A 21,797-nucleotide genomic window follows, 5' to 3' on the forward strand; every position below is an offset into this window, starting at 1 on the left:
GCGTCGGTGTTGAAGATCTCATCCCACGTGCCCGCGCGGGGCAGCGGCAGCTGGTAGCCCTCGTGTGGGACCCCGGAGAAGTTCACCACCACGGCAACCTCGTTGCCCTCGTCGTCGAACCTCAGATACGCGAGGACGTTGTGGCGGCCGTCGTCCGCCTCGATCCACTGGAAGCCTGCCGGGTCGGCGTCGCGCTCGTACAGCGGCGGGGTGGCCTTGTACAGCGCGTTGAGGTCCGCGACCATGCGCCGCAGCCCCTCGTGGAGGCCGTCCTCGAGGTGCCACCAGTCGAGCGAGCGGCCCTCGGACCACTCGGCGTACTGGCCGAACTCGCATCCCATGAACAGCAGCTGCTTGCCGGGGTGCGTCCACTGATAGGCGAGCAGCGCGCGCATGCCCGCGATGCGCTGCCAGTGGTCGCCGGGCATGCGATCCATGAGCGATCCCTTGCCGTGCACCACCTCGTCGTGGGACAGGGGCAGCATGAACTGCTCGGAGAACGCATACATCAGCGAGAACGTCACCGTGTGGTGGTGATACGAGCGGTGCACGGGCTCCTCGCCCATGTATCGCAGCGTGTCGTTCATCCAGCCCATGTTCCACTTCAGGCCGAATCCCAGGCCGCCACCGTTCGTGGGGGCGGTAACGCCCGGCCAGGCGGTGGACTCCTCTGCGATCATGACGATGCCGGGGGAGTTCCGGTAGGCGGTGGCGTTGGCCTCCTGGAGGAACGCGATCGCGTCGAGGTTCTCGCGGCCGCCGTGAACGTTCGGGCGCCACTGGCCGGCCTCGCGCGAGTAGTCGAGGTACAGCATCGAGGCCACGGCGTCGACGCGCAGGCCGTCCGCGTGGAACTCGTTCAGCCAGTACACCGCGTTGGCGACCAGGAAGTTGCGCACCTCGGCGCGGCCGAAGTCGAAGATGAACGTGCCCCAGTCGGGCTGCTCTCCGCGAAGCGGATCCGGGTGCTCGTACAGCGGAGTCCCGTCGAAGCGTCCCAGCGCCCACTCGTCCTTGGGGAAGTGTCCCGGCACCCAGTCGAGGATCACGCCGATGCCGGCGCGGTGGAGGGTGTCGATGAGGTGGCGGAGCTCGTCGGGCGAGCCGAACCGGGAGGTGGGTGCGTAGTAACCGGACACCTGGTAGCCCCACGAGCCGCCGAACGGATGCTCCATCACGGGCATGAACTCGACGTGGGTGAAGCCCATCTCGGACACGTACTCGACCAGCTGGTAGGCGAGCTCGTGGTAGCTGAGCCCCTGGCGCCACGAGCCCAGGTGCACCTCGTAGACGCTCATGGCGCTGCGGTGCGCCTGGGACTGCGGCCTGGCCGCCATCCACTCATCGTCGCCCCAGGTGTACGCCGATTCGTCCACCACGGATGCGGTCGCCGGCGGCAGCTCGGTGCGCCGGGCCATCGGGTCGGCCTTCTGGCGCCACTGGCCGTTCTTGTCGAGGATCTCGTACTTGTACGGCGTGCCGGCGCCCACGCCGGGCACGAACAGCTCCCAGATGCCGGACGCCCCAAGGGTGCGCATCGCGTGGGTGGCACCCTGCCAGTGGTTGAACTCGCCGACGACGCGCACGGATCGGGCATTCGGGGCCCAGACGGCGAAGTCGGTGCCGACCACCTCGCCCAGCACGGAGTCGAAGCGCCGCACATTGGCGCCGAGCGCGTCCCACAGCCGCTCGTGGCGGCCCTCGCGGATCAGGTGCAGGTCCAGCTCGCCCAGCAGCGGGAGGAACCGGTACGGATCGTCCGAGACGGAGGTGGATTCGCCATAGGTGGTGCTCACCCGATAGTCGGGCACCGCGTCACCGGGGATCTCGGCGGCCCAGACGCCCTGGTGCTCGTGGACGGCCGGTGTCTCGCCGTCCGCCGTCACGATCGAGACCGCGTCCGCCAGCGGACGCAGCACTCGGACCGTCACTCCCGACGGTCCTGGGTGCGGGCCGAGCACCGCATGAGGATCATGATGCGTACCGCGCGCGATGTCTTCGAGCACCGCTGGGTCGACTCTCTTGGCCATTGGTCACCACCTGCCTGGTTGAAGGGGGGATACAGAAGAACCCATCACGGCCTCACTGCCGCGACGTGAACGAGGGAATCCGCGGGATCGAGGCGAACATAGAAGTCTCGCCCCCACGTGTAGGTGTCGGTGCCGATGAGATCGTCCACCACTATCCGGGCGTCGTCCGCCAGGGACAGCGCCTCCATGTCGAGGGACACCACCCCGGACTGGACGTGATACGGGTCGAAGCTCGCGATGACGATGATCGTGTCGGGCCGTCCCGTGGGTGACTCCTCTGCCGTGAGGTGTCGGGAGAAGCACAGGAACTGGGGATTCGTGGTGTGGTGCACCGTCAGCCCGCGCAGCCGACGCAGCGCCGGGTGGCGCCGCCGGGCGTCGTTGAGCGCGGTGAGGAGCGTGACGATGCCGTGCTGATCGGCCTTGTCCCAGTCGCGCGGCTTGTACTCGTACTTCTCGTTGTCGATCTGCTCCTCGGCACCGGGCCGCGGCACGTTCTCCACGAACTCGTAGCCCGTGTAGATCCCAAAGGAGGGCGCGCCCGTCGCCGCCAGGGCGGCACGCATCTTGAACACCGCGGCGCCGCCGCGCTGCAGGTCGGGGGTGAGGATGTCGTGCGTGGTGGGCCAGAAGTTGGGTCGCATGTAGAAGGACGACGGACCCGATACCTCCTCGAGGTACTCACCCATCTCCTCGGCGCTCTGCCGCCACGTGAAGTACGTGTAGCTCTGGTGGAAGCCCACCTTGGCGAGCGTGTGCATCATCGCCGGGCGCGTGAAGGCCTCCGCGAGGAAGATGACCTCGGGGTGGGATGAGGCGACATCCGCGAGGAACCGTTCCCAGAAGTCCAGCGGCTTGGTGTGAGGGTTGTCGACGCGGAAGAGGGTGACGCCCGCGTCGATCCAGACCTGGATCATGTCCCGTACCGCGTGGTAGATGCCCTCGGGGTCGTTGTCGAAGTTGAGCGGATAGATGTCCTGGTACTTCTTGGGCGGATTCTCCGCGTAGGCGATGGTGCCGTCGAGGCGCGTGGTGAACCACTCGGGGTGCTCGGTCACCCAGGGGTGGTCGGGCGAGCACTGCAGCGCGATGTCGAGCGCGACCTCCAGGCCCTCCTCGTTCGCACGCTTGACGAAGGTCTTGAACGTCCGCATCGTCCCCAGGTCGGGATGGATCGCGTCGTGGCCGCCCTCGGCGGCTCCGATCGCGTACGGGCTGCCCGGGTCGCCCGGCTCCGTCTTGAGGGAGTTGTTGCGGCCCTTGCGGTGGGTGGTGCCGATGGGGTGGATCGGAGTCAGGTAGACCACGTCGAAGCCCATGGCCGCGATGGCGGGCAGGCGCTTGGCCGCGGTGGTGAACGTGCCCGACGTCCATTCGCCCGTGCGGCGGTTCTGCCGGGCGCCCTCGGACCGCGGGAAGAACTCGTACCAGGACGATGCCAGCGCCAGTTCGCGCTGGACGAGCACCGGGTACTCCCTCGAGGCGGACACGGAGTCCCGCAGCGGCGCCGCCGTGAGGACCTCGTGGAGCTCCGCGGACGATGCGTGCGCGAGCCGGGATTCGGGGTCGAGCCGGCCATTGAGCAGCGACGCGATCGCCTGCTCGAGCAGAGCCTGCTTCGCGGGGGCCCGGCGCACCTCCTTGAGGGCGCGGGTAAGGATCGCGACGCCCTCGTCGAGCATCAGCTGGACGTCGACGCCGGCGTGGATCTTCACCTCGGCGGCATGCAGCCAGGTCCCGACGGGGTCGGACCAGGCCTCGACCCTGAACGTGTGCAGGCCCTCCTGCCGGGGCGTCCAGTTGGCGCGATAGAGGCTGAGGCCCCAGTTGTCGATCGGCATCGGAAGCCGTTCGCGGCGGCCATCCGGGCGGGTGACCACCACGGTGGCGCCCTCCGAGTCGTGGCCCTCCCGGAAGATGGTGGCCGTCACCGGCACCGACTCTCCCACGACAGCGCGGACGGGCCAGCGGCCCTCTTCAAGCGAAGGTTGCACCCCGACGATGGGGATGCGACCAACCGACAACTCTGGGGAGTGGGCCATGGACCGAACCTACTCGTATCTGCCCGGGATGTGTAACAGGGGAGGGACGGTCGGTTGCGCCGGGCACCGCCGCTCGCCGCCGTGGCACTGCCGGCCGCGGCCACTCGGCAGGGGAGATCACGCGCACTCTGCCATACTGTGAACGGTCCCAGGTTGGGCATTCGGCGAGCGACGACACCGCTCACGCCACCGCCGGCGGGGCCCACGAAGGAGTGTCATGACGGCAGCGACCAGCTGGCCCCGCATCGCGGGCCTCGCCTACGGCGGCGACTACAACCCCGAGCAGTGGCCCCGCGAGACGTGGGACGAGGACGTGCGGCTCATGCGCGAGGCGGGCGTCACCCTGGTCTCCGTGGGCATCTTCTCGTGGGCGATGCTCGAGCCGCGCGAGGGCGAGTACGACTTCGCGTGGATGGACGATCTGCTCGACCTGCTGCACGCCAACGGCGTCGCGGTCGACCTGGGCACGCCGACGGTCGCCCCGCCCGCATGGTTCTTCGCCACCTACCCCGAGGCGCGGGTGGTCACCCGCGACGGGGTCACGCTCGGAGCGGGTTCGCGAGGCATGGCGTCGCATAGCCACCCGGCGTATCAGGACGCCTCCGCCCGGATTGCCGGCGCGCTCGCGAGGCGGTACGGCGACCACCCCGCGGTGGTCATGTGGCACGTGCACAACGAGTACGGCGTGCCGGTGGGCGAGGACTACTCCCCGGCGGCCGTGGACGCGTGGCGCGTGTGGCTCCGCACCCGGTACGTCTCCCTGGACGCGCTCAACGCGGCGTGGGGGACGGCCTTCTGGGGGCAGCGCTACGGGGAGTGGGAGCATGTGGGCGCACCGGCCGCCGCGCCCACCACGCTCAACCCCGCCCAGCGCCTCGACTTCGCGCGCTTCACCGACGATCAGCTGCGGGCGTGCTTCTCACGGGAGAAGGCCGCGATCCGTGAGCACGCGGATCAGCCCGTCACCACCAACTTCATGGCCCACCAGTCGTGGAACGTCGACCTGTGGAAGTGGGCGGCGCTGGTGGACATCGTGTCCGACGATCACTACCTCTGGTCCCCCGACCCCGACGCGCACGTGCTGCTGGCGCTCGCCGCGGACCTCACGCGTTCCGTCGCGGGCGGCAACCCGTGGATCCTCATGGAGCACTCGACGTCGGGCGTGAACTGGCAGGGCCGCAACATCTCGAAGCGGCCCGGCGAGATGCGCCGCAACTCGCTGGCGCACCTGGGTCGGGGGGCCGACGCCATCCTGTTCTTCCAGTGGCGAGCCTCGCGCTCCGGTGCGGAGAAGTTCCACTCGGCGATGCTGCCGCACGCCGGCACCGAGTCCAGGGTGTGGCGGGAGGTGGTGGAGCTCGGTGGGCATCTACGGGACCTCGCCGACGTGCGCGGATCCCGAGTCCGCGCGGACGTGGCCGTGCTCTACGACTGGGAGTCCCTGTGGGCGCAGGAGCTCGACTGGCGGCCCTCCGAGGACGTTCAGTTCCGGGAGCGGATGCGGGCGTTCTACGAGCGCCTGTGGCGGGACCACGTCACGGTGGACTTCGCCCACCCCGGCCACGACCTCTCTGCCTACAAGTTGGTGGTCGCACCCGCGTCCTACCTGCTCACGCGCGACTCGGCGGCCAACCTCACGCGGTACGTCGAGGCCGGCGGCACCCTGCTGGTCAACTTCTTCTCCGCGATCGTGGATGAGAACGATGCGGTCCACGACGGCGGGTTCGGCGCGCCGCTCAAGGACGCGCTCGGGCTCACCGTCGAGGAGTTCCTGCCGATGCGCGAGGGCGACACGGCCGCGGTCCGATGGACGGGTGGCGAAACGGTCGACCTGCCCGTGGACGTGTGGCAGGACCACCTCGCGCTGGCCGGCGCGGAGACCGTCGCCGAATACCTCTCGGGTCCCGCGGCGGGCAAGGCCGCGATCACCCGCCACGAGCACGGCGAGGGAGTGGGCTGGTACGTGGGTACCCGGCTCGACGTGGATGCGCTCGCGACCGTGATGCGCGCGGTCTACGCGGACGCCGGCGTGGAGATCTCCGGGCTGCCCGCGACGCTCGAGGTGGTGACGCGGCACGGCGCGGACGCGGACTTCGTGGTCGCGATCAACCACGGTGACGACGCGGCCCTGCTCCCGGTGGCGGGCGTGAACATGCTGACGGGCGTCGAGACCGACGGCGAACTCGAGGTGCCCGGCGGCGGCGTCGCCGTGGTGCGGACGGCCTGAGCCGTCCCGGTCAGGCCGTCGGGTGGGTGAGGTACACGCGTAGCGAGAGCGCCTCCATCGTCTCCGTCGCGCCCGGCAGCACCGCCGCGTCCCGGCGCTCCGCCACGGAGCCCCAGGCGCTGTCCCAGGCGAGATGCCACGGCGCGCCCTTGTCCTCCGGCACGGTCACGTCGACGGCCTCGTTCGCGCCGTTGATGACCACCAGCGCATCGGCCTCGTTCTCCTGCGACAGCGACCGCATGAACTGCACGACCCGGGTCTCCGGGTCCTCCCACCAGTCGTCGTCCTCGTGCTCGCCGTCCGCGCGGAACCAGGCCGAGTCCGCACGGAACAGCTCGTGCTTCGGGTCCTCTTCCACGCCGTCGTAGAACCGGCCGGGGCGAAGCACCCGGTTCTCCCGCCGCAGGCGGATCAGCTCGGCGATGGACTCGCGCAGGCTCACCTGCCACGGGTCCTGGTTCCAGTCGAACCAGGAGATCTCGTTGTCCTGGCAGTAGGTGTTGTTGTTGCCGCCCTGGCTGCGGCCGAACTCGTCGCCGCCCAGCAGCATGGGTGTCCCGGCGGAGATGAGCAGCGTGCCCAGGAGGTTGCGGATCGAGCGGTGGCGGGCGTGAAGAATCTCCGGATCGTCCGTGGGCCCCTCGACGCCGTGGTTGAAGGACCGGTTGTTGTCCGTGCCGTCGCGGTTGTCCTCGCCGTTGGCCTCGTTGTGCTTGCCGTTGTACGCCGTCAGGTCCGCGGCCGTGAAGCCGTCATGGGCCGTGACGAAGTTGACGGAGGCGATCGGGCCGCGCATCCCGTACGGCTCCGAGTGCCCGAACAGGTCCGAGGAGCCGGCGATCCGGGTCGCGAGCTCGGGTGCGGTGGGATGGTGGCGCGCGCCGGGGGCGGCGGCGCCCCACTGGAGCCAGAAGGAGCGCGTGTAGTCGCGGAAGCGATCGTTCCACTCGGACATGGGCTGCGGGAAGTTGCCCACCTGCCAGCCCCCGAGCCCGAGGTCCCACGGCTCGGCGATCAGCTTGAGGCCGCCCAGCACCGGGTCGGTGGTGAGGCCCACCAGGAACGGGTGGTGCGAGGAGAAGCCCTGCATCGTGCGACCCAGCGTGGCGGCCAGGTCGAAGCGGAACCCGTCGATGTGCATCTCCGTGGCCCAGTAGCGCAGCGAGTCGAGCGCCATCTTCACCACGATCGGGTGGGAGAAGTCGAGCGTGTTGCCCGTGCCCGTGGTGTCGTCGTAATGCTGCGGTGCGTGGGGCTGGCTGCGGTAGTAGGCGCGGTTGTCCAGGCCCTTCCACGACAGCGCCCGGTCCGAGCTGGAGCCCTCGGCGGTGTGGTTGTACACCACGTCGAGGATGACCTCGAGGCCGCCCTGGTGAAGCAGGTCAACCATGCCGCAGAACTCGTCCTGCACGGCTTGCGCACCGGCCGTCCTCGCGGCCTCCGTCGCGTAGGGGGCGTGGGGCGCGAAGAAGCCCAGGGTGGAGTACCCCCAGTACGCGCTGAGCCCGGCGTGCTCGAGGTGGGGCTCGGGCGCGTAGGCGTGGATCGGCAGCAGCTCGACCGCGGTGATGCCGAGCTTCGTCAGGTAGTCGATCGACGCCGGGTGGGCCAGGCCGGCATAGGTGCCGCGCAGCTCGTCCGGAACGCCCGGCATGGTCTTGGTGAACCCCTTGACATGCGCCTCGTAGAGCACCGTATCGGTCCACGGCACGCGCGGGTGCGGCGTCTGCCACGGGCCGGACGGCTTCTCGGTGATGACGGAGCGCGGCATCAGGGGTGCCGAGTCGGTCGCGTCACGGGAGCTCAGCAGCGCGCGTGAGGCGGGCTCGGCCATCGACCCCATGGTGCCCTCGATGCCGCGGCCGTAGGGGTCGAGCAGCAGCTTGGCGGGGTTGTAGCGGTGGCCCTGCTTGGGCAGCCACGGCCCGTTGGCGCGGAACCCGTAGTGCTGGCCCGCGCGCAGGCCCGGCACGAAGGCGTGCCAGATCCCGTTGCGGGGGCCATGGAGCGCGATGCTCGTCTCGGTGGTGCCGTTGTCCTCGAACAGGCAGAGGTCGACGGCGGTCGCATGCGCGGCGAACACGGCGACCGTCGCGCCACCCGCCACCAGGTGGACACCCAGGCGATGCGGGTTCGGGGACGGATCGGCGAGAGGCGTGGTCATGCGCCTATTGTGCCGGACTGCGCTGGCGCATCCCGCAAGGCGGGCCACCGAAACGCCCTGTGGGAGTTGTCGAATCGAACCACAAAAGCCTTGCGTGCGCTAGGGTTTAGAGGCGCGGCCGGCCCGGATCGCCTCCGAGTGTGCCCGGGTGTCGCGAAGGTGAGAGTGTGAGTCGAGGCCGTTCAGGGACGAGCGGCACGGAGGGAGCGAGACCATGGCGACGATGCCCCTGGCGGATGGGTGGACCTGCAGGCCCTTCGAGGGACCGTTCGCGGCATTCGGAGGTGCTCCGGCGGGCGACGACACCGTCACCGTTCCGCACGACGCCCTTCGTGACGCGGTGCGTGACCCGGCCGCGCCCTCCGGCGGCGGAGGCGCCTATCATCCGGGCGCCGCGGTGCGCTACCGACGCACTCTGACCGCGCCGCCCGAATGGGATCAGCGCATCGTCCGGATGGAGGTGCAGGGCGCCTACCGGCACGCCCAGGTCTTCGTGAACGACGAGCTGGCCGGCCACCACGCGGACGGCTACGCGCGATTCATGGTCGACCTCACGCCGTTCCTGCGTCCGGGCGCCGAGAATGAGCTACGGATCGAGACCAGGGCGACGGTGGACTCCCGCTGGTACTCCGGCGCCGGACTGCATCGCCCCGTGCTGCTGCACGTCGACCCTCTCGCCCACATCGCCCCCGACGGCGTGCGCGTCACGACTCTGGGCATCGACCCTGAAGGCGTCGCGGCGCTCGAGGTCGCCGTCACGCTGACCAACCGCGGGCACTCCACCGCCTCCATGCGGGTGCGCACCGCCGTGCACGGGCCGGACGGCGCCCCGCTCGACCAGGACTCGATCCCGGCCACGGTGGCGCCCGGCGCCACCACGGTGGTCCGGCACCGCTTCCACCTCGAGCACGCTGCGCTGTGGAGCCCGGACCACCCACTCCTTCATGAGGCGCGGGTGACGCTCGACGGCGCCGACGACCCGCGCATCGTCCCGTTCGGCGTGCGCACCCTGACCGTCGACGCCCGCCGCGGGCTGCGGATCAACGGTGAGTCCGTGCTGCTGCGCGGCGCCTGCATCCACCACGACAACGGGCCCTTGGGCGCGGTGGCGCTGCCTCGCGCGGAGGAGCGCCGCATCGCGCTGCTGCGGGAGGCGGGCTTCAACGCGATCCGCGCCGCCCACAACCCCCTGTCCGTGGCGATGCTGGACGCCTGCGACCGGCTGGGCATGCTGGTGATGGACGAGCTCGGCGACATGTGGACGCGCGGCAAGACCGCCTACGACCACTCCTTCGACTTCCCGCGCTGGTGGCGCGAGGACCTCGCGGCGCTGGTCGCCAAGGATCAGAATCACCCGAGCGTGATCATGTACTCGATCGGCAACGAGATCATCGAGGTGGGCACGCCCCACGGCGCGGCGCTGGCCCGCGATATGGCCGAGCACCTGCGCGCGCTCGACCCCACCCGGCTGATCACCAACGGTGTGAACGTGGCGCTTGCCGTGCTCGACGAGATGGCGGAGATGCGCGAGTCCGAGGCCGGACTCAACGAGCAGATGGCGGACCCCGCCCAGGGCTTCAACGCGCTCTCTGCGACGGAGTCCGCGACCCGGCGTATCGAGGAGTCCAGCGCGGCGCTCGACGTGCTGGGGCTCAACTACGCGGACTCCCGCTACGAGCTGGACCGCGAGCTCCACCCCCACCGCGTGCTCGTGGGATCCGAGACCTTCCCCGCGCAGATCGGGTCGCTGTGGCCGCAGGTCGAGCGCCACAGCCACGTGATCGGCGACTTCACCTGGACCGGATGGGACTACCTGGGCGAGGTGGGCATCGGTGCGGTGACGTACGCGGAGGACGGCGATGTGCTCAGCGGCCTCGAGCGCGCCTACCCGTACCTCACCGCGTGGTGCGGCGACATCGACATCACGGGCTGGCGCCGGCCCATGTCCTACTACCGCGAGATCGTGTTCGGCCTGCGCACCGAGCCCTACATCGCAGTGCGACGCCCCTCGCGCTCGACCGACACCGTGGCGCTCCAGACGCCGTGGGCGTGGAGCGACACGGTGTCCTCCTGGACCTGGCGCGGGCACGAGGGCCGGGCGGCGGCGGTCGAGGTCTACGCCGACGCCGACGAGGTTGCCCTCGAGCTCGGCGGCGTCGAGGTGGCGCGCGCCGTGGTCGGGGAACGGCTGCCCCGCGTGGCCGACCTGGAGATCGAGTACCAGCCGGGGACGCTGGTCGCGATCGCGCTGCGCGGCGGCGTCGAGACCGGCAGGACGTCGCTGTTCACGGCCGGCGAGGCGGTGCTGACGGTGACCGCCGACCGCGACCGGCTCGTGGCCGGGGTGCGTGACCTGGCCTACGTGGCGATCGAGCTGCGCGACGCGGCCGGGGTGCTGGTGGTCGACGGCGATGTGCCGGTCACGGTCGCGGTGCGGGGAGCGGGACGCCTCGCCGGGATGTGCAGCGCCAACCCGTGCACCGAGGAGAGGTTCGACGCCCGCACGTGGGTCACCTTCGACGGCCGCGCGCTCGCGGTGGTGGAGGCCGGCACGCCGGGGGACGATGCGTCCGGCACCATCGAGGTCACGGTGACGGCGCCGGGGCTGGCCCCGGCGACACTGACGCTCACGGTGGGGGACTGATGGTCGCCGTGCGGTGGGTCACCACCACGCGCGACGATCCGTGGCGGGAGCGCGACGGCGCCACGCTCGCGGCGCCCGCGGGCATGCCGTCCGCGTTCGTCGAGCTCGACCGGCCGCAGCAGGCCGTCGAGGGATTCGGCGCGTCGTTCAACGAGATGGGCTGGGACGCGCTGGCCCTGCTCGACGCCGGGGACCGCGACGCGATCATGCGCGACCTCTTCGAGCCCGGCACGGGTCTCAATCTGAGCCTGTGCCGCATGCCGGTGGCGGCCAACGACTTCTCCCGCGACTGGTACTCGTACGACGAGGTCGAGGGCGACCTGGCGCTGGAGCACTTCTCGATCGACCACGACCACGACACCCTGGTGCCGTTCATCCGGGCGGCGCAGGCGCATCGTCCCGACCTTCGCCTGTGGGCGTCGCCGTGGAGCCCGCCCACCTGGATGAAGACCAACGGCCACTACGCCGCCGCGCGCCCGCACGTGGCGTTCGGCGACGTCGACAACGGCATCCGCGACGATCAACTGGGCCGCGAGGGCACGGACATGTTCCGCCTCGACGCGCCGCATCTCGAGGCGTACGCGCGGTACTTCGGGCGCTTCGTCGACGCGTACGCCGAGCTGGGCATCCCGATCGGCATGGTGATGCCGCAGAACGAGTTCAACTCCGCGCAGCCGTTCCCCAGCTGCACGTGGACGCCCGAGGGCCTCGCGCGGTTCGTGGCGGTGCTGGGGCCGGAGATGGCCGCGCGGGGAGTGGACGTCTTCCTGGGAACGCTCGAGCGGCCGGACGATGCGCTGGTGACGCGGGTGCTCGAGGACCCGTCGGCAGGCTCGTGGGTGCGCGGCGTGGGCGCGCAATGGGCGGGCAAGGGGGCGGTGCCGCACCTCCACCACGATCACCCCGATCTGCCGATCTACCAGACGGAACAGGAGTGCGGCGACGGCCTCAACGACTGGCGCTACGCCCGCCACGCCTGGACGCTGATGAAGACATTCTTCACGCACGGCGCCAGCGCCTACATGTACTGGAACATCGCGCTGCTCACCGGCGGCGTGAGCCGGTGGGGCTGGTCACAGAACTCGCTCGTGGTGGTGGACCCCGCCACGCGGACGCACCGGTTCACCCACGAGTACCAGCTGCTCAAGCACGTCTCCCACTGTGTGGCGACGGGTGCCCGGGTGGTGCCCACGCTCAGCTACACGGGCTTCGAGAACCAGCTCGCGTTCCTCAATCCGGACGGCTCGCTGGTGCTCGTGGTTCACAACGACGGCGCGGATCCCGTGGACGTGTCCTATCTGATCGGCGACCGGGCGCTCGCGGCCACCCTGCCTGCGGACTCCTTCAGCACCTTCGTGGTGCCGGCGGGCTGACCGCCGGCACCGTCGCGTTGGCCAGGACCTCGCCTAGACCAGGTGCGTGGTGAGCTCGCCGACGCCCTCGACGCGGCTCACGAGTGTCTCTCCGGCGCGCAGGAACCGCGGCGGAGTGCGGCGATTGCCGATCCCCGCGGGCGTGCCGGTGAAGATGATGTCGCCCGGCATGAGCGTGAGCACGGCGGAGAGGCGAACGATGAGCTCGGGGATGTCGTAGATCATCCGCGACGTGCGCGAGTCCTGCATGGTCTCGCCGTCGATCGCGCAGGAGATCGCCAGGTCCGCCGGGTCCTCCAGCGCGTCGGGCGTGACCAGCCAGGGGCCCACGGGGGAGAACCCGGGGTGCGACTTCGCCAGCGAGAACTGCGGGAAGCGCCCGTCGAGCTGCGCGACGCGCTCGGAGAGATCCTGGCTCACGGCGAGCCCGGCGACGTGGGACCACGCGTCCTCCCGGGCGATCGCGTGGCCGCCCACGCCGATCGCGACCACCAGCTCGACCTCCCAGTCGACGTTGCCCTCGGGCAGCGCGACCCGCGCCTGGTCGCCCGTCAGCGAGGACGCGAACTTGGTGAACGTCACCGGCAGGCTGTCGGGCGGGTAGCCCGCCTCGTCCGCGTGCTCGCGGTAATTCACGCCGATCGCCAGGATCTGCGGAGGCCGGGGCACGGGCGCCCCCAGCATCGTCCGGTCGATCGTCTTCCGGCGCAGGCCCGGGCGGTCGTCCGCGAGCGTCTCCCGCGCCCAGACCGCGAACCCCCGCCAGTCCGCGAAGGCGGACATCGGGTCGGGGCCGTATCTGCCGCCGGACGCCTCGGCGACGTCGATCGCCCGCTCGTCCTCGGTGACGAGGACGAGCCGGCCCGCGAGGTTCGCCAGCCTCACCAGTCCACCCGCTGCGGCGCCGGCTCGCCGTACGCCTCCTCCCAGGAGATCACCTTGTTGCGCAAGATGCCGAGGCCCTCGATCTCCGCCTCGACCACGTCGCCGGGGTTGAGGTAGAAGTCGAACGGGTTGGGCTGCACGGCGGCGACGCCGGAGATGGTGCCGGTGGTGATGAGGTCGCCCGCGCTGTAGATCTGCGGCGAGTGGTACGCGACCAGGTGCGGCCAGGAGATGCGGGTCTTGTTGGTGTTGCCCTGCTGCCGGACCTCGCCGTTGACACGCAGCTCCATCGCCATGTTGTGCATGTCGGGGATCTCGTCCTTGGTGACGATCCACGGGCCGATGGGGCAGAAGGTGTCGATGCCCTTCGAGAAGGAGAACACGCCCGACTCCATCTCCTTGCGCTGAATGTCGCGCGCGGTGATGTCGTTGAACACGGTGAAGCCGGCGATGTAGTCCTCCGCCTCGTCGGGGCCGAAGAACTTGCCCGACTTGCCGATGACGATGGCGAGCTCGAGCTCGTAGTCCAGCTCCTTGGTGAGCCCCTCGGGGTAGACGATGTTGTCCTCGGGGCCGATGATCGCGTCCAGGTTCTGGAAGAACACGATGCCCTTGTGGACGGGGTGCGACCAGTCGACGGCGGTGAGCTCGTTGTGGTGGTCGATGAAGTTGCCCGCGGTGTGGAAGAACTTCTTGGGGCGGATGGGCGCGCGCAGCGTGACGTCCTCGTAGCGCAGGCGCTCGCCGGTCTCGCCCACGTCGCCGCCGCGCTCGAAGTACTCGCGGGTCGAGGGCACGTCGAGCTCGATGACGGTGCCCTCCTCGAGCTCGAGCCGGCCGACGCGGCCCTGGTCGAAGGTGATGAGCTTCATGGCTTGCCTTTCAGGGGGTGATGTCTGGGATGAGGTCCGCGCTCAGGCGCCGACCATGTTGAAGCCGCCATCGGCGAGCATGTAGCCGCCGGTGAGGTGGGCCGCCTCCTCCGTCGCGAGCCACAGGCATGCGCCGGCGACGAACTCGGGCGGCGGGATGTGGCCCATCGGGGTCTGGGAGATGAGCACCTCGCGGCGCCCGGCCTTCCAGTCCTCGCGGGTGAGGAGGCGCTCGGTCTCCATGAATCCCGGGGCGAACGTGTTGACGCGCACAGCGGGCGCAAACGCCTTGGCATAGGACTTGGTGATCCCGAGGATCCCGTACTTGGCGGCCGCATATTGGGGCGCGCGCGGTGAGCCACGCACGATCACCGTGGAGCCCACGTTGACGATGTTGCCGTGGCCCTGCTCGAGCATGCGCTCGCCGAACTCGTGGGTCATCAGCAGCGTGCCCTTGACGTCGACGTCGATGACGGCGTCCAGCGACTCCTGGGTGAGATCGCGCCACGACATCTGCTCGCTCGAGACGTCGCCCACGTTGTTGACCAGCACGTCGAGCCCGCCGAAGGCCGCCCAGACGGCATCCGCCATCGCCTTGATCTGGTCCCAGCTGCCGATGTCGGCCTGGACCAGGATGCCGTCGGAGCCGGCCTCGCGGATGCGCGCCAGCGTCGCCTCGGCGCCCGCCTTGGAACTCCGGTAGTGCACGGCGACCGTGGCGCCCTCCTGCGCGGCGCGCACGGCGATCTCGGCGCCGAATCCCGTGCCGGCGCCGGTCACCAGGACCGTCTTGCCCGCGAAGCGGGGGTAGATGTCGGTCATGACGTCCCTTCTTCTGGTGGTGGTGAGTGAAGCTCAGACAAGCGTGCGCCCGCCGTCGATGTAGTGCACCTGCCCGGTGATGAACGCGGCCTGGCGCGACGCGAGGAACACCGCCGCGCTCGCCACCTCCTCGGGAACGCCCAGCCGCCCGGCGGGCACCAGACGGGTGAGCTCCTCGCGATGCCCGCCCGCGTCGAGGTGGTGGCTGGTGAGCGCGGTCTCGATGTACCCCGGGGCGAGCGCGTTGACGGTGACCCCATTGGGCGCCCATTCCCGCGCCATGACCCGCAGCAGCTGGTTGATGCCGCCCTTGGAGGCGGCGTACGGGCCGTGGGAGTGGTGGGCGAGCAGGCCCGACACGCTCGACAGCGCGAGCACCCTGCCGTGACCCTGCGCCACCATGCGGCGTCCCGCGGCCTGCGCGAATCCGAAGACGGACAGCAGGTTGACGCGTATCACCCGCTCCCAGTCGTCCTCGGAGATGTCGAGGACGGGCCGGCGATCGTTGACTCCCACCGCGTGGAGCGCCACGTCGAGCCCTCCCAGCGCCTCGGCCGCCTCGTCGACGGCCCGGGCTCCCGCGCCGCGCGCGGTGAGGTCCGTGACGATGCGATGGGCGGGTGCCGGGTCGAGCGCGTTGAGGGCTCCTGGATCACGATCGACCACCGCGACCGTGGCGCCTGCCTCGGCGAAGGCCGCCGCGCAGGCCCCGCCGATGCCGCCGGCGCCCGCGATGAGCACGCGGGCGCCCTCGAGGCCGAGCCAGTCGTTGCCGGCGCTCATGCGGCGTGCTCCGTCAGGTATCGAGAGATGCGGGCGAGTGTACGGTGCCGCGCGGGATCGTCGACCGCGGACAGGAAGCCGTGGAGCGCCGCCGGCTCCTTGACCAGCTCGACGTCCACTCCGGCGCCGGCGAGCTCGGCCGCGTACACCTGGCCGGAGGCGCGCAGGCGGTCCTTGTCGGCGGTGACGATGAGCGTCGGGGGCAGCCCGCGAGGGTCATGGCCGCCGGGGAACGCGTACGCGTCGTCGGGGGAGGCGCCGTCGAGGTAGTTGGCGTTCAGCGCCCGGGTGATGTGCGGCGGGAAGTCGAGCGCCGGGTGAAGGTCCGCGATCCGCTCGAGGAGCTCCTCATCCGCCGCGGGCAACTCGGCGTGGAGCACCGGGTAGATCAGCACCTCCGTGGCCGGGATCGACTCGCCCCGGTCACGCAGTCGCACCGCGGCGCTCGCCGCGAGGTTCCCTCCGGCGCTCGCACCGCCGACGGATACCCGGGCTGGGTCGGCGCCCAGGGACTCGGCGTGCTCGACCGCCCAATCGAACGCCGCCACCACCTGCAGCGAGGCGGCGGGGTAGGGCGCCCGCGGGCCGGCTGCGGCGAGGCTGGCGTGCAGCTCCTCGAGCGACGGCATGCCGTCCACGGGCGGGGGAGGGGGCAGTACCGGCAGCACGTCGAGCGACGCGAGCGTGTAGTCCACCGAGACCACGCTGGTCCCGCGGACCGCGAGGGCGCGCGCCGTGGCGTCCGCCTCGGTCATCTCGAGATCGCCGAAGATGAACGCGCCGCCATGCAGCCAGACCAGCAGCGTGCCGTCGGGCCGCTGCGCCGGGTAGACGCGCACCGTGAAGTCGTAGCCGCCCGCGTGGAGGCCGACGTCCTCGGTATCGCTCGTGATCACCGTTGATCTCGCTTTCATTGGTCAAAAACTACTTTCAATGGTTGAATCTACGACGAGAGCGATGCCGAGTCAACCTCGACCGGACTTCGCGCCCGACGCACAGGGAGGTGCCGATGACGCGGCTGCCAGGACTTCGCCCGGAAGCGCTCGACGAGGATCAGTCCGCGCTCTATCGCGCGATCGCCGGAGGCCCGCGCGCTCAGGGTCCCCAGCACTTCGCGCTCACCCGCGAGGACGGCTCGCTGCGCGGCCCGTTCAACGCGATGCTGCTGGCACCCGCGCTGGGCGCCGCGCTCCAGCGGGTGGGCTCCGAGCTCCGGTACGCCGGATCCCTCACCGACCGCGAGCGGGAGATCGCGATACTGCTCGTTGCCGCGCACTGGGACAGCGAGTTCGAGCGCGAGTCGCACGAGGCGGTGGGCCGTTCGGCGGGCCTGGACGATGCGGAGATCGCCGCGACGCGAGCCCTCGACGCCGACGCGTTCGCCGGGCGCGAGGCGCTTATCGCGAGCTCGGTCATCGCGCTGCTGGGCGGCGACCTCGACGACGGCGCGTGGTCCGCGGCTGTGGCCGAGCTGGGACTCGAGGTGCTGTTCGAGCTCACCACCCTGGTGGGCTACTACGCGACCCTGGCGCTGCAGCTGCGCGTCTTCAGGGTCTCCTAGGACCGTTGTCTCCGCGTTGACGAGAGGATAGAGTTTCACCTTATGAAAGCCGATGTTGAACCGAAGTCCGGCAATCGCTACCGCATCGAGGCGCTCGCGAAGGGCCTCGACGTCCTGAAGCTGTTCGACGAGAACGTGACCGTGCTCAAGCTGCGGGAGATCTGCGACCGCACCGGCATCCCCATGCCCACCGCGTTCCGGGTGGTCGCCACGCTCGAGGAGGGCGGGTTCGTCGAGCGCCTCCAAGACGGCGGCATCCGACCCGGCGTCGCAGTCCTCACGCTGGGCTCCGCCGCACTGCGCGGCTCGAGCCTGGTGCAGGCCAGCGAGCGTCCGCTGCGGCACCTGGCCGAGACCACAGGCGAGACGGTCAACCTCGCGGTGCTGCTCGGCGACCAGGTGCTCTACCTGGCGCGCCTGCGCAACTCCGACCTGGTGACGGCCAACGTGCAGGTGGGATCGACCCTGCCGGCGCCGTACACGTCGATGGGCAAGCTGCTGCTCGCCTACCTGCCGCTCGACGAGCGCCACGCCATGCTCGCGGACCACGACTTCTCCGCGCAGGTGGGCCCCAATGCCGCGCGCTCCCTCGAGGCGCTCGACGCGCTGCTGGAGCCCATCCGGCGCGACGGCTACGCCCTGCAGGACCAGGAGGTCGCCGCGGGATTGCGGTCCGTGTCCGTGCCGGTGTTCGGCCCCGGTGAGCGGCCCGTGGCGGCCATCAACATCGCCGTCGCCGCCAACCGCCACGACGTCGACTCGCTCCGCGGTCCGCTGCTCGAGGCGCTTCGAGCCACGGCGCAGGAGATCTCCGTACGGTTGCGCGCCGGCTGATCCCGTCACGCCGCCGCGCGGGCGCAGAAGTCGATGGCGCTGTCCAGCAGCGCGTCGCGGTCGACGTCTCCGTGCCACATGTGACCGGCGCCTGGCACCAGGGTGAGCTCCGCATCGGCGCCCACCGCGAGCAGCGCCTGTGCGAACGTCACGCTCTGCGCGGCGGGGACCGCCCGGTCCGCCGTGCCGTGGGCGATGTGGAACGGCACCGCTCCGGCCCTGACGTGGCTGAGGGGACTCGCCTCGCGAGCGCGTGACAGATCCGCGCCCACGGCGTGGCCCAGCCATCCCGCCTCCCGCAGGCTCGGGTCGTCGAGTGCATCCTGGCCCTCCGCCACGGCCACCAGGTCGGTGGGGCCGTACCAGTCGACCACGCCGCGGATCCCGGCACGGGTATCGGCGTCGTCGGACAGCGCCACGAGCGACGCGATGGTGGCGCCGGCGGACTCGCCCCAGAGCACGATCCGCGAGGCGTCGACGCCCCACTCGTCCGCCTGAGTGCGAATCCAGTCGAGGGCCGCGCACACGTCCTCGACCTGCGCGGGGAAGTGTGCCTCGCCGCTTAACCGATAGTCCACGGACGCGACGTTGAGGCCCGCCGCGACGATGCGTCGGAACGGCAGATCGCCCGGCATCGTGGGGCACATGGTGCGGCGGCTTCCGAGCCGCCAGCCGCCGCCGTGCACGAACACCACCACCGGCGCGCCGGCCGAGGGGGCGCGGTGCAGGTCCAGGCTGAGCGGCCGGAAGCCGGTCGGCTCCGCGAACACCAGGTCGCGGAGCACGGCCGTTCCCGCGGGCTCAGTCGTCAAGGAAGTTGTAGTCGGGGCGGAAGACGGTGCCGTACATCTCGCCGGCGGCCCGCATCTGGTCGATCGACGGGATGTAGAACTCCTGCGGGGCGGGAATGCCCGGCTTCTCCGTCGGGGTGCCCATCGCGTGGAAGAAGCGGGCGAAGCCCGCGGAGCTGACGCCCATGATCTTCGACGTCGCCTCCATGCGGAAGGCGTGGATGGTGCCCTTGGGCACGTAGCCGAACCCGCCCGAGGTCAGCACCTTGTCGGCCTTGAAGCCCTGCTCGTCGTCCATCCACAGGTGGACGGCGCCGTCGACGATGAAGAAGATCTCGTGGGTGAAGGGGTGGATGTGGGCCGGGATGATGTCGCCGGCGTTGCCCTCGCAACTGAAGACGTCGTACTCGTCGTCCGTCTCGTCGCCTGTGAGCAGGATGGTGAACAGGGTGTCGAACACTACGGACTTCTCGCCCTCGCCGGCGTCGAGGTAGTAGGGCTTGGGCGCGCCGGGAAGGATCCCTGCGTGGGTGGGCGACAGCGCGGGCGCATCGTTCGGGGACATCAAGCCAACCTCCTTGTTGGGCCACCGCCCGCGTATTCGTCGGGCAGTTGAGTACCAGCATCGGGGGAGGGGTGCCGTCGATGCCAGTTCGACATCCCTACGTTTCGTGAGGCGCAGCCTATCGATCCGCGTCAACTGTGCCGCGGGGGGCACCGCCTTCGGCCCACGCGCGCCGGGCCTCCGTTTGCGCGATCTCCGCGAACGCCGCGACCACCGGTTCACGCCGGCGCCGGGTGCACAGCAGGACGGTCGCCGGCTCGATGTCCCGGATGGGGACGAAGGCGAGATCCGCGCGCGGGTAGTGCGCCGCCGCGGAGGCGGCGGCGATGTTGACCCCCATGCCCGCGGACACGAGTTCGAGGAGTCCCTCGATATCGTCCGCGCGCGGTCCCAGGCGCGGGTGGGAGCCGTCGGGGCGTGGGTCCACGGTCCACCACGCGATGGCATCGGCGTGGTCTCCGGACACCGCGACGAAGGTCTCGTCGCCCACCTCGTCGATCGAGATCGACGCACGGGACGCGAGTGGATGGCTGGCGCGCATGATCAGCACGCGCGGCTCGGTCCACAGCGGCGCGGTGGCCAACAGGTCGTCGTCGTGGGGGAGCGGGGCGGGTGCGAGCACGGCGTCGACGCGCCTCGCGACCAGCTCCTCCTGCACGTCGAAGAATCCCACGCGTCGCATCTCGAGCCGCAGGTGCGGGATGTGCGACACGGCCGTCATGATGGCGGCAGTGAGGGGGCCGGCGCCGGCGGCCACCACCCCGAGGCGCAGCGTGGTCTCGCCGGGCGACCGCTGCTCGCTCACCCAGGCGGTGAGGTCGTCGTGCGCCTCGACCACCCGCGTCGCGTGCGGCAGCAGCGCCGCGCCCAAGGGCGTGAGCGCCACGGACCGCGAGGTGCGGTCGAAGAGGCGGCCGCCCACGGTGCGCTCAAGCCCGGCGATCTGCTGGCTGAGCGACGGGGAGGAGATGGTCAGCCGTTCCGCGGCGCGCCCGAAGTGGAGCTCCTGGGCCAGCACCGTGAAGTACCGGAGTGTCGGGATCGCGATCTCCATGGTCCTCCTCGTGGCTCCGGCGCCCGCGCCGGGATCGTGAGGATCAGCCTAACGTGCGGGGAGTCATCCCCGATGTCGCCGTTTAGCGAAAGCCTGGGCCTAACGATCAATAGGTGATGCGAACTTCCTATCCGGCGCAGTGTCGCGGAGTGTGGTGCCCACACTGTCGACGAGGAGGTCGAGCCATGGCGGTCCCCGAGCCCACCACCGCGCCCGTGCGCGGTTCGAATTCCGTGGGCGACGGAGCAGTCCTGCGCCTCTCGGACATCCGGATGCGTGACCCCTTCATCGTCGACGCCGACGGCTCGTTCGTGCTTTTCGGCACCACGGACCACAACCTGTGGGGAGGGCCCGGCACGGGATTCGACTGCTACACCAGCGAGGACCTCGAGACCTGGCACGGGCCGTTCCCCGCGTTCCGGCCGCCGCCCGGGTTCTGGGCGGACACGCAGTTCTGGGCGCCCGAGGTGCATCGCTACCGGGGGCGCTACTTCCTCTTCGCCACCTTCGCCTCGTCCGAGACCCACGTGCGCGGCGTCGCGGTCTTGGTGTCCACCGACCCGACGGGGCCGTACGTTCCCTGGAGCGCCGGGCCCGTGACCCCCACGGACGTCCCGTGCCTGGACGGCACCCTGTACGTCGATGAGAGCGGCCGCCCGTGGCTGGTCTACAGCCGGGGGGCCGAGGGAGCGCTCGGCGGCGCCCCGGGGCTCGCGGACGGCGAGATGTACGCGCGACCACTGAGCGGGGACCTGCGCGAGCCAGCCGGGCCGCCTGCGCTGCTGTTCAGGGCGTCGTCCGCGGCGTGGAGCAAGCCCCTGTGGTTCCCCGACGGTGTGGAGCCGCCCGAGGAGCTCAACCTCGCGAAGGATCCGCTGTTCACGGACGGTCCATTCGTGGTGCGATCGCCCGAGGGTGCGCTGCTGATGCTCTGGTCGAGCTTCGGCGAGGAGGGCTACGCGATGGGCGTGGCGCGGTCCGAGTCGGGCTCGATCCTGGGGCCGTGGGTCCAGCGCCCCGAGCCGCTGTGGCCGCTGAACGGCGGGCACGGCATGATCTTCGCCACCGCGGGTGGCGCTCGACACCTGGTGTTCCATCACCCCAACGAGACTCCACTCGAGCGCGTGAAGGTGGTCGATGTGGTGGTCGC

At 70.6% G+C, this 21,797-nt stretch carries 17 protein-coding genes; 6 read left to right on the forward strand and 11 right to left on the reverse strand.

Translation table 11 applies throughout. The features are described from left to right. Together glgB and Q0L54_RS04580 are read right to left on the reverse strand one after the other, a co-directional pair. A partial coding sequence (glgB, locus tag Q0L54_RS04575; RefSeq protein ID WP_296665807.1) for a 1,4-alpha-glucan branching protein GlgB occupies positions 1-2,030 on the reverse strand: 2,030 nt, incomplete at its 3' end. A gap of 44 nt (positions 2,031-2,074) precedes the next feature. Next, complete coding sequence (locus Q0L54_RS04580; RefSeq protein ID WP_296665808.1) at positions 2,075-4,072, reverse strand: alpha-1,4-glucan--maltose-1-phosphate maltosyltransferase; 1,998 nt, start codon at positions 4,070-4,072, stop codon at positions 2,075-2,077. A gap of 217 nt (positions 4,073-4,289) precedes the next feature. Between Q0L54_RS04580 and Q0L54_RS04585 the strand changes: the two genes are divergently transcribed. Further along, positions 4,290-6,299 carry a beta-galactosidase gene (locus tag Q0L54_RS04585; RefSeq protein WP_296665809.1) on the forward strand — a complete coding sequence of 670 codons (2,010 nt, stop codon included), beginning with the start codon at positions 4,290-4,292 and terminating at the stop codon, positions 6,297-6,299. Between the two features lie 10 nt (positions 6,300-6,309). Here the strand turns inward: Q0L54_RS04585 and glgX are convergent, their stop codons facing one another. After that, positions 6,310-8,463: a glycogen debranching protein GlgX gene (gene glgX, locus Q0L54_RS04590; protein ID WP_296665811.1), complete on the reverse strand. Its 2,154-nt coding sequence runs from the start codon at positions 8,461-8,463 to the stop codon at positions 6,310-6,312. A gap of 214 nt (positions 8,464-8,677) precedes the next feature. On the opposite strand from glgX, the gene Q0L54_RS04595 reads away from it, so the two are divergent. After that, positions 8,678-11,107, forward strand: a complete 2,430-nt coding sequence (locus Q0L54_RS04595) for a glycoside hydrolase family 2 TIM barrel-domain containing protein (protein ID WP_296665813.1) — start codon at positions 8,678-8,680, stop codon at positions 11,105-11,107. Beyond that, positions 11,107-12,480, forward strand: coding sequence for a glycoside hydrolase family 30 beta sandwich domain-containing protein (locus Q0L54_RS04600; protein ID WP_296665816.1), 1,374 nt, complete (start codon positions 11,107-11,109; stop codon positions 12,478-12,480). Before Q0L54_RS04595 ends, Q0L54_RS04600 begins: the two co-directional genes overlap by 1 nt. A 33-nt stretch (positions 12,481-12,513) precedes the next feature. Here the strand turns inward: Q0L54_RS04600 and Q0L54_RS04605 are convergent, their stop codons facing one another. Genes Q0L54_RS04605 through Q0L54_RS04625 form a run of 5 tightly spaced genes read right to left on the reverse strand, consistent with a single transcriptional unit; the run spans position 12,514 to position 16,738 of the window. Next, positions 12,514-13,365 carry a fumarylacetoacetate hydrolase family protein gene (locus Q0L54_RS04605; RefSeq protein ID WP_296665817.1) on the reverse strand — a complete coding sequence of 284 codons (852 nt, stop codon included), beginning with the start codon at positions 13,363-13,365 and terminating at the stop codon, positions 12,514-12,516. Further along, positions 13,362-14,237 (reverse strand): fumarylacetoacetate hydrolase family protein, encoded by an 876-nt coding sequence (locus Q0L54_RS04610; protein ID WP_296665819.1) that lies wholly within the window; start codon positions 14,235-14,237, stop codon positions 13,362-13,364. The genes Q0L54_RS04605 and Q0L54_RS04610 overlap by 4 nt, the downstream gene beginning before the upstream one ends. Positions 14,238-14,279: 42 nt before the next feature. Beyond that, positions 14,280-15,059, reverse strand: a complete 780-nt coding sequence (locus tag Q0L54_RS04615) for an SDR family oxidoreductase (protein WP_296665820.1) — start codon at positions 15,057-15,059, stop codon at positions 14,280-14,282. Positions 15,060-15,092: 33 nt separating this feature from the next. Then, positions 15,093-15,842: an SDR family NAD(P)-dependent oxidoreductase gene (locus tag Q0L54_RS04620; protein ID WP_296665821.1), complete on the reverse strand. Its 750-nt coding sequence runs from the start codon at positions 15,840-15,842 to the stop codon at positions 15,093-15,095. After that, positions 15,839-16,738: an alpha/beta hydrolase gene (locus Q0L54_RS04625; RefSeq protein WP_296665822.1), complete on the reverse strand. Its 900-nt coding sequence runs from the start codon at positions 16,736-16,738 to the stop codon at positions 15,839-15,841. Before Q0L54_RS04625 ends, Q0L54_RS04620 begins: the two co-directional genes overlap by 4 nt. Positions 16,739-16,851: 113 nt before the next feature. On the opposite strand from Q0L54_RS04625, the gene Q0L54_RS04630 reads away from it, so the two are divergent. Further along, entirely contained in the window at positions 16,852-17,403 is a 552-nt protein-coding gene (locus Q0L54_RS04630) for a carboxymuconolactone decarboxylase family protein (protein WP_296665824.1), read from the forward strand. A gap of 42 nt (positions 17,404-17,445) precedes the next feature. Then, positions 17,446-18,237 carry an IclR family transcriptional regulator gene (locus Q0L54_RS04635; RefSeq protein WP_296665825.1) on the forward strand — a complete coding sequence of 264 codons (792 nt, stop codon included), beginning with the start codon at positions 17,446-17,448 and terminating at the stop codon, positions 18,235-18,237. A 5-nt stretch (positions 18,238-18,242) separates the two neighbouring features. On the opposite strand, the gene Q0L54_RS04640 is transcribed toward Q0L54_RS04635, so the two are convergent. The 3 genes from Q0L54_RS04640 to Q0L54_RS04650 form a co-directional block, all read right to left on the reverse strand. Continuing rightward, the gene (locus tag Q0L54_RS04640) at positions 18,243-19,049 is read right to left on the reverse strand and encodes an alpha/beta hydrolase (RefSeq protein WP_296665826.1); all 807 of its coding nucleotides are present in this window, start codon (positions 19,047-19,049) and stop codon (positions 18,243-18,245) included. Beyond that, the gene (locus tag Q0L54_RS04645) at positions 19,039-19,593 is read right to left on the reverse strand and encodes a quercetin 2,3-dioxygenase (RefSeq protein WP_296665827.1); all 555 of its coding nucleotides are present in this window, start codon (positions 19,591-19,593) and stop codon (positions 19,039-19,041) included. Before Q0L54_RS04645 ends, Q0L54_RS04640 begins: the two co-directional genes overlap by 11 nt. A 118-nt stretch (positions 19,594-19,711) precedes the next feature. After that, on the reverse strand, positions 19,712-20,647 hold the full coding sequence (locus tag Q0L54_RS04650; protein WP_296665828.1) for a LysR family transcriptional regulator: 936 nt from the start codon (positions 20,645-20,647) through the stop codon (positions 19,712-19,714). Between the two features lie 185 nt (positions 20,648-20,832). Here Q0L54_RS04650 and Q0L54_RS04655 point away from each other — a divergent pair. Then, positions 20,833-21,797 (forward strand): glycoside hydrolase family 43 protein (locus Q0L54_RS04655; protein ID WP_296665829.1); only part of this gene is annotated, 965 nt, incomplete at its 3' end.

Source organism: Demequina sp., from assembly GCF_024642165.1.
Taxonomy (GTDB): domain Bacteria; phylum Actinomycetota; class Actinomycetes; order Actinomycetales; family Demequinaceae; genus Demequina.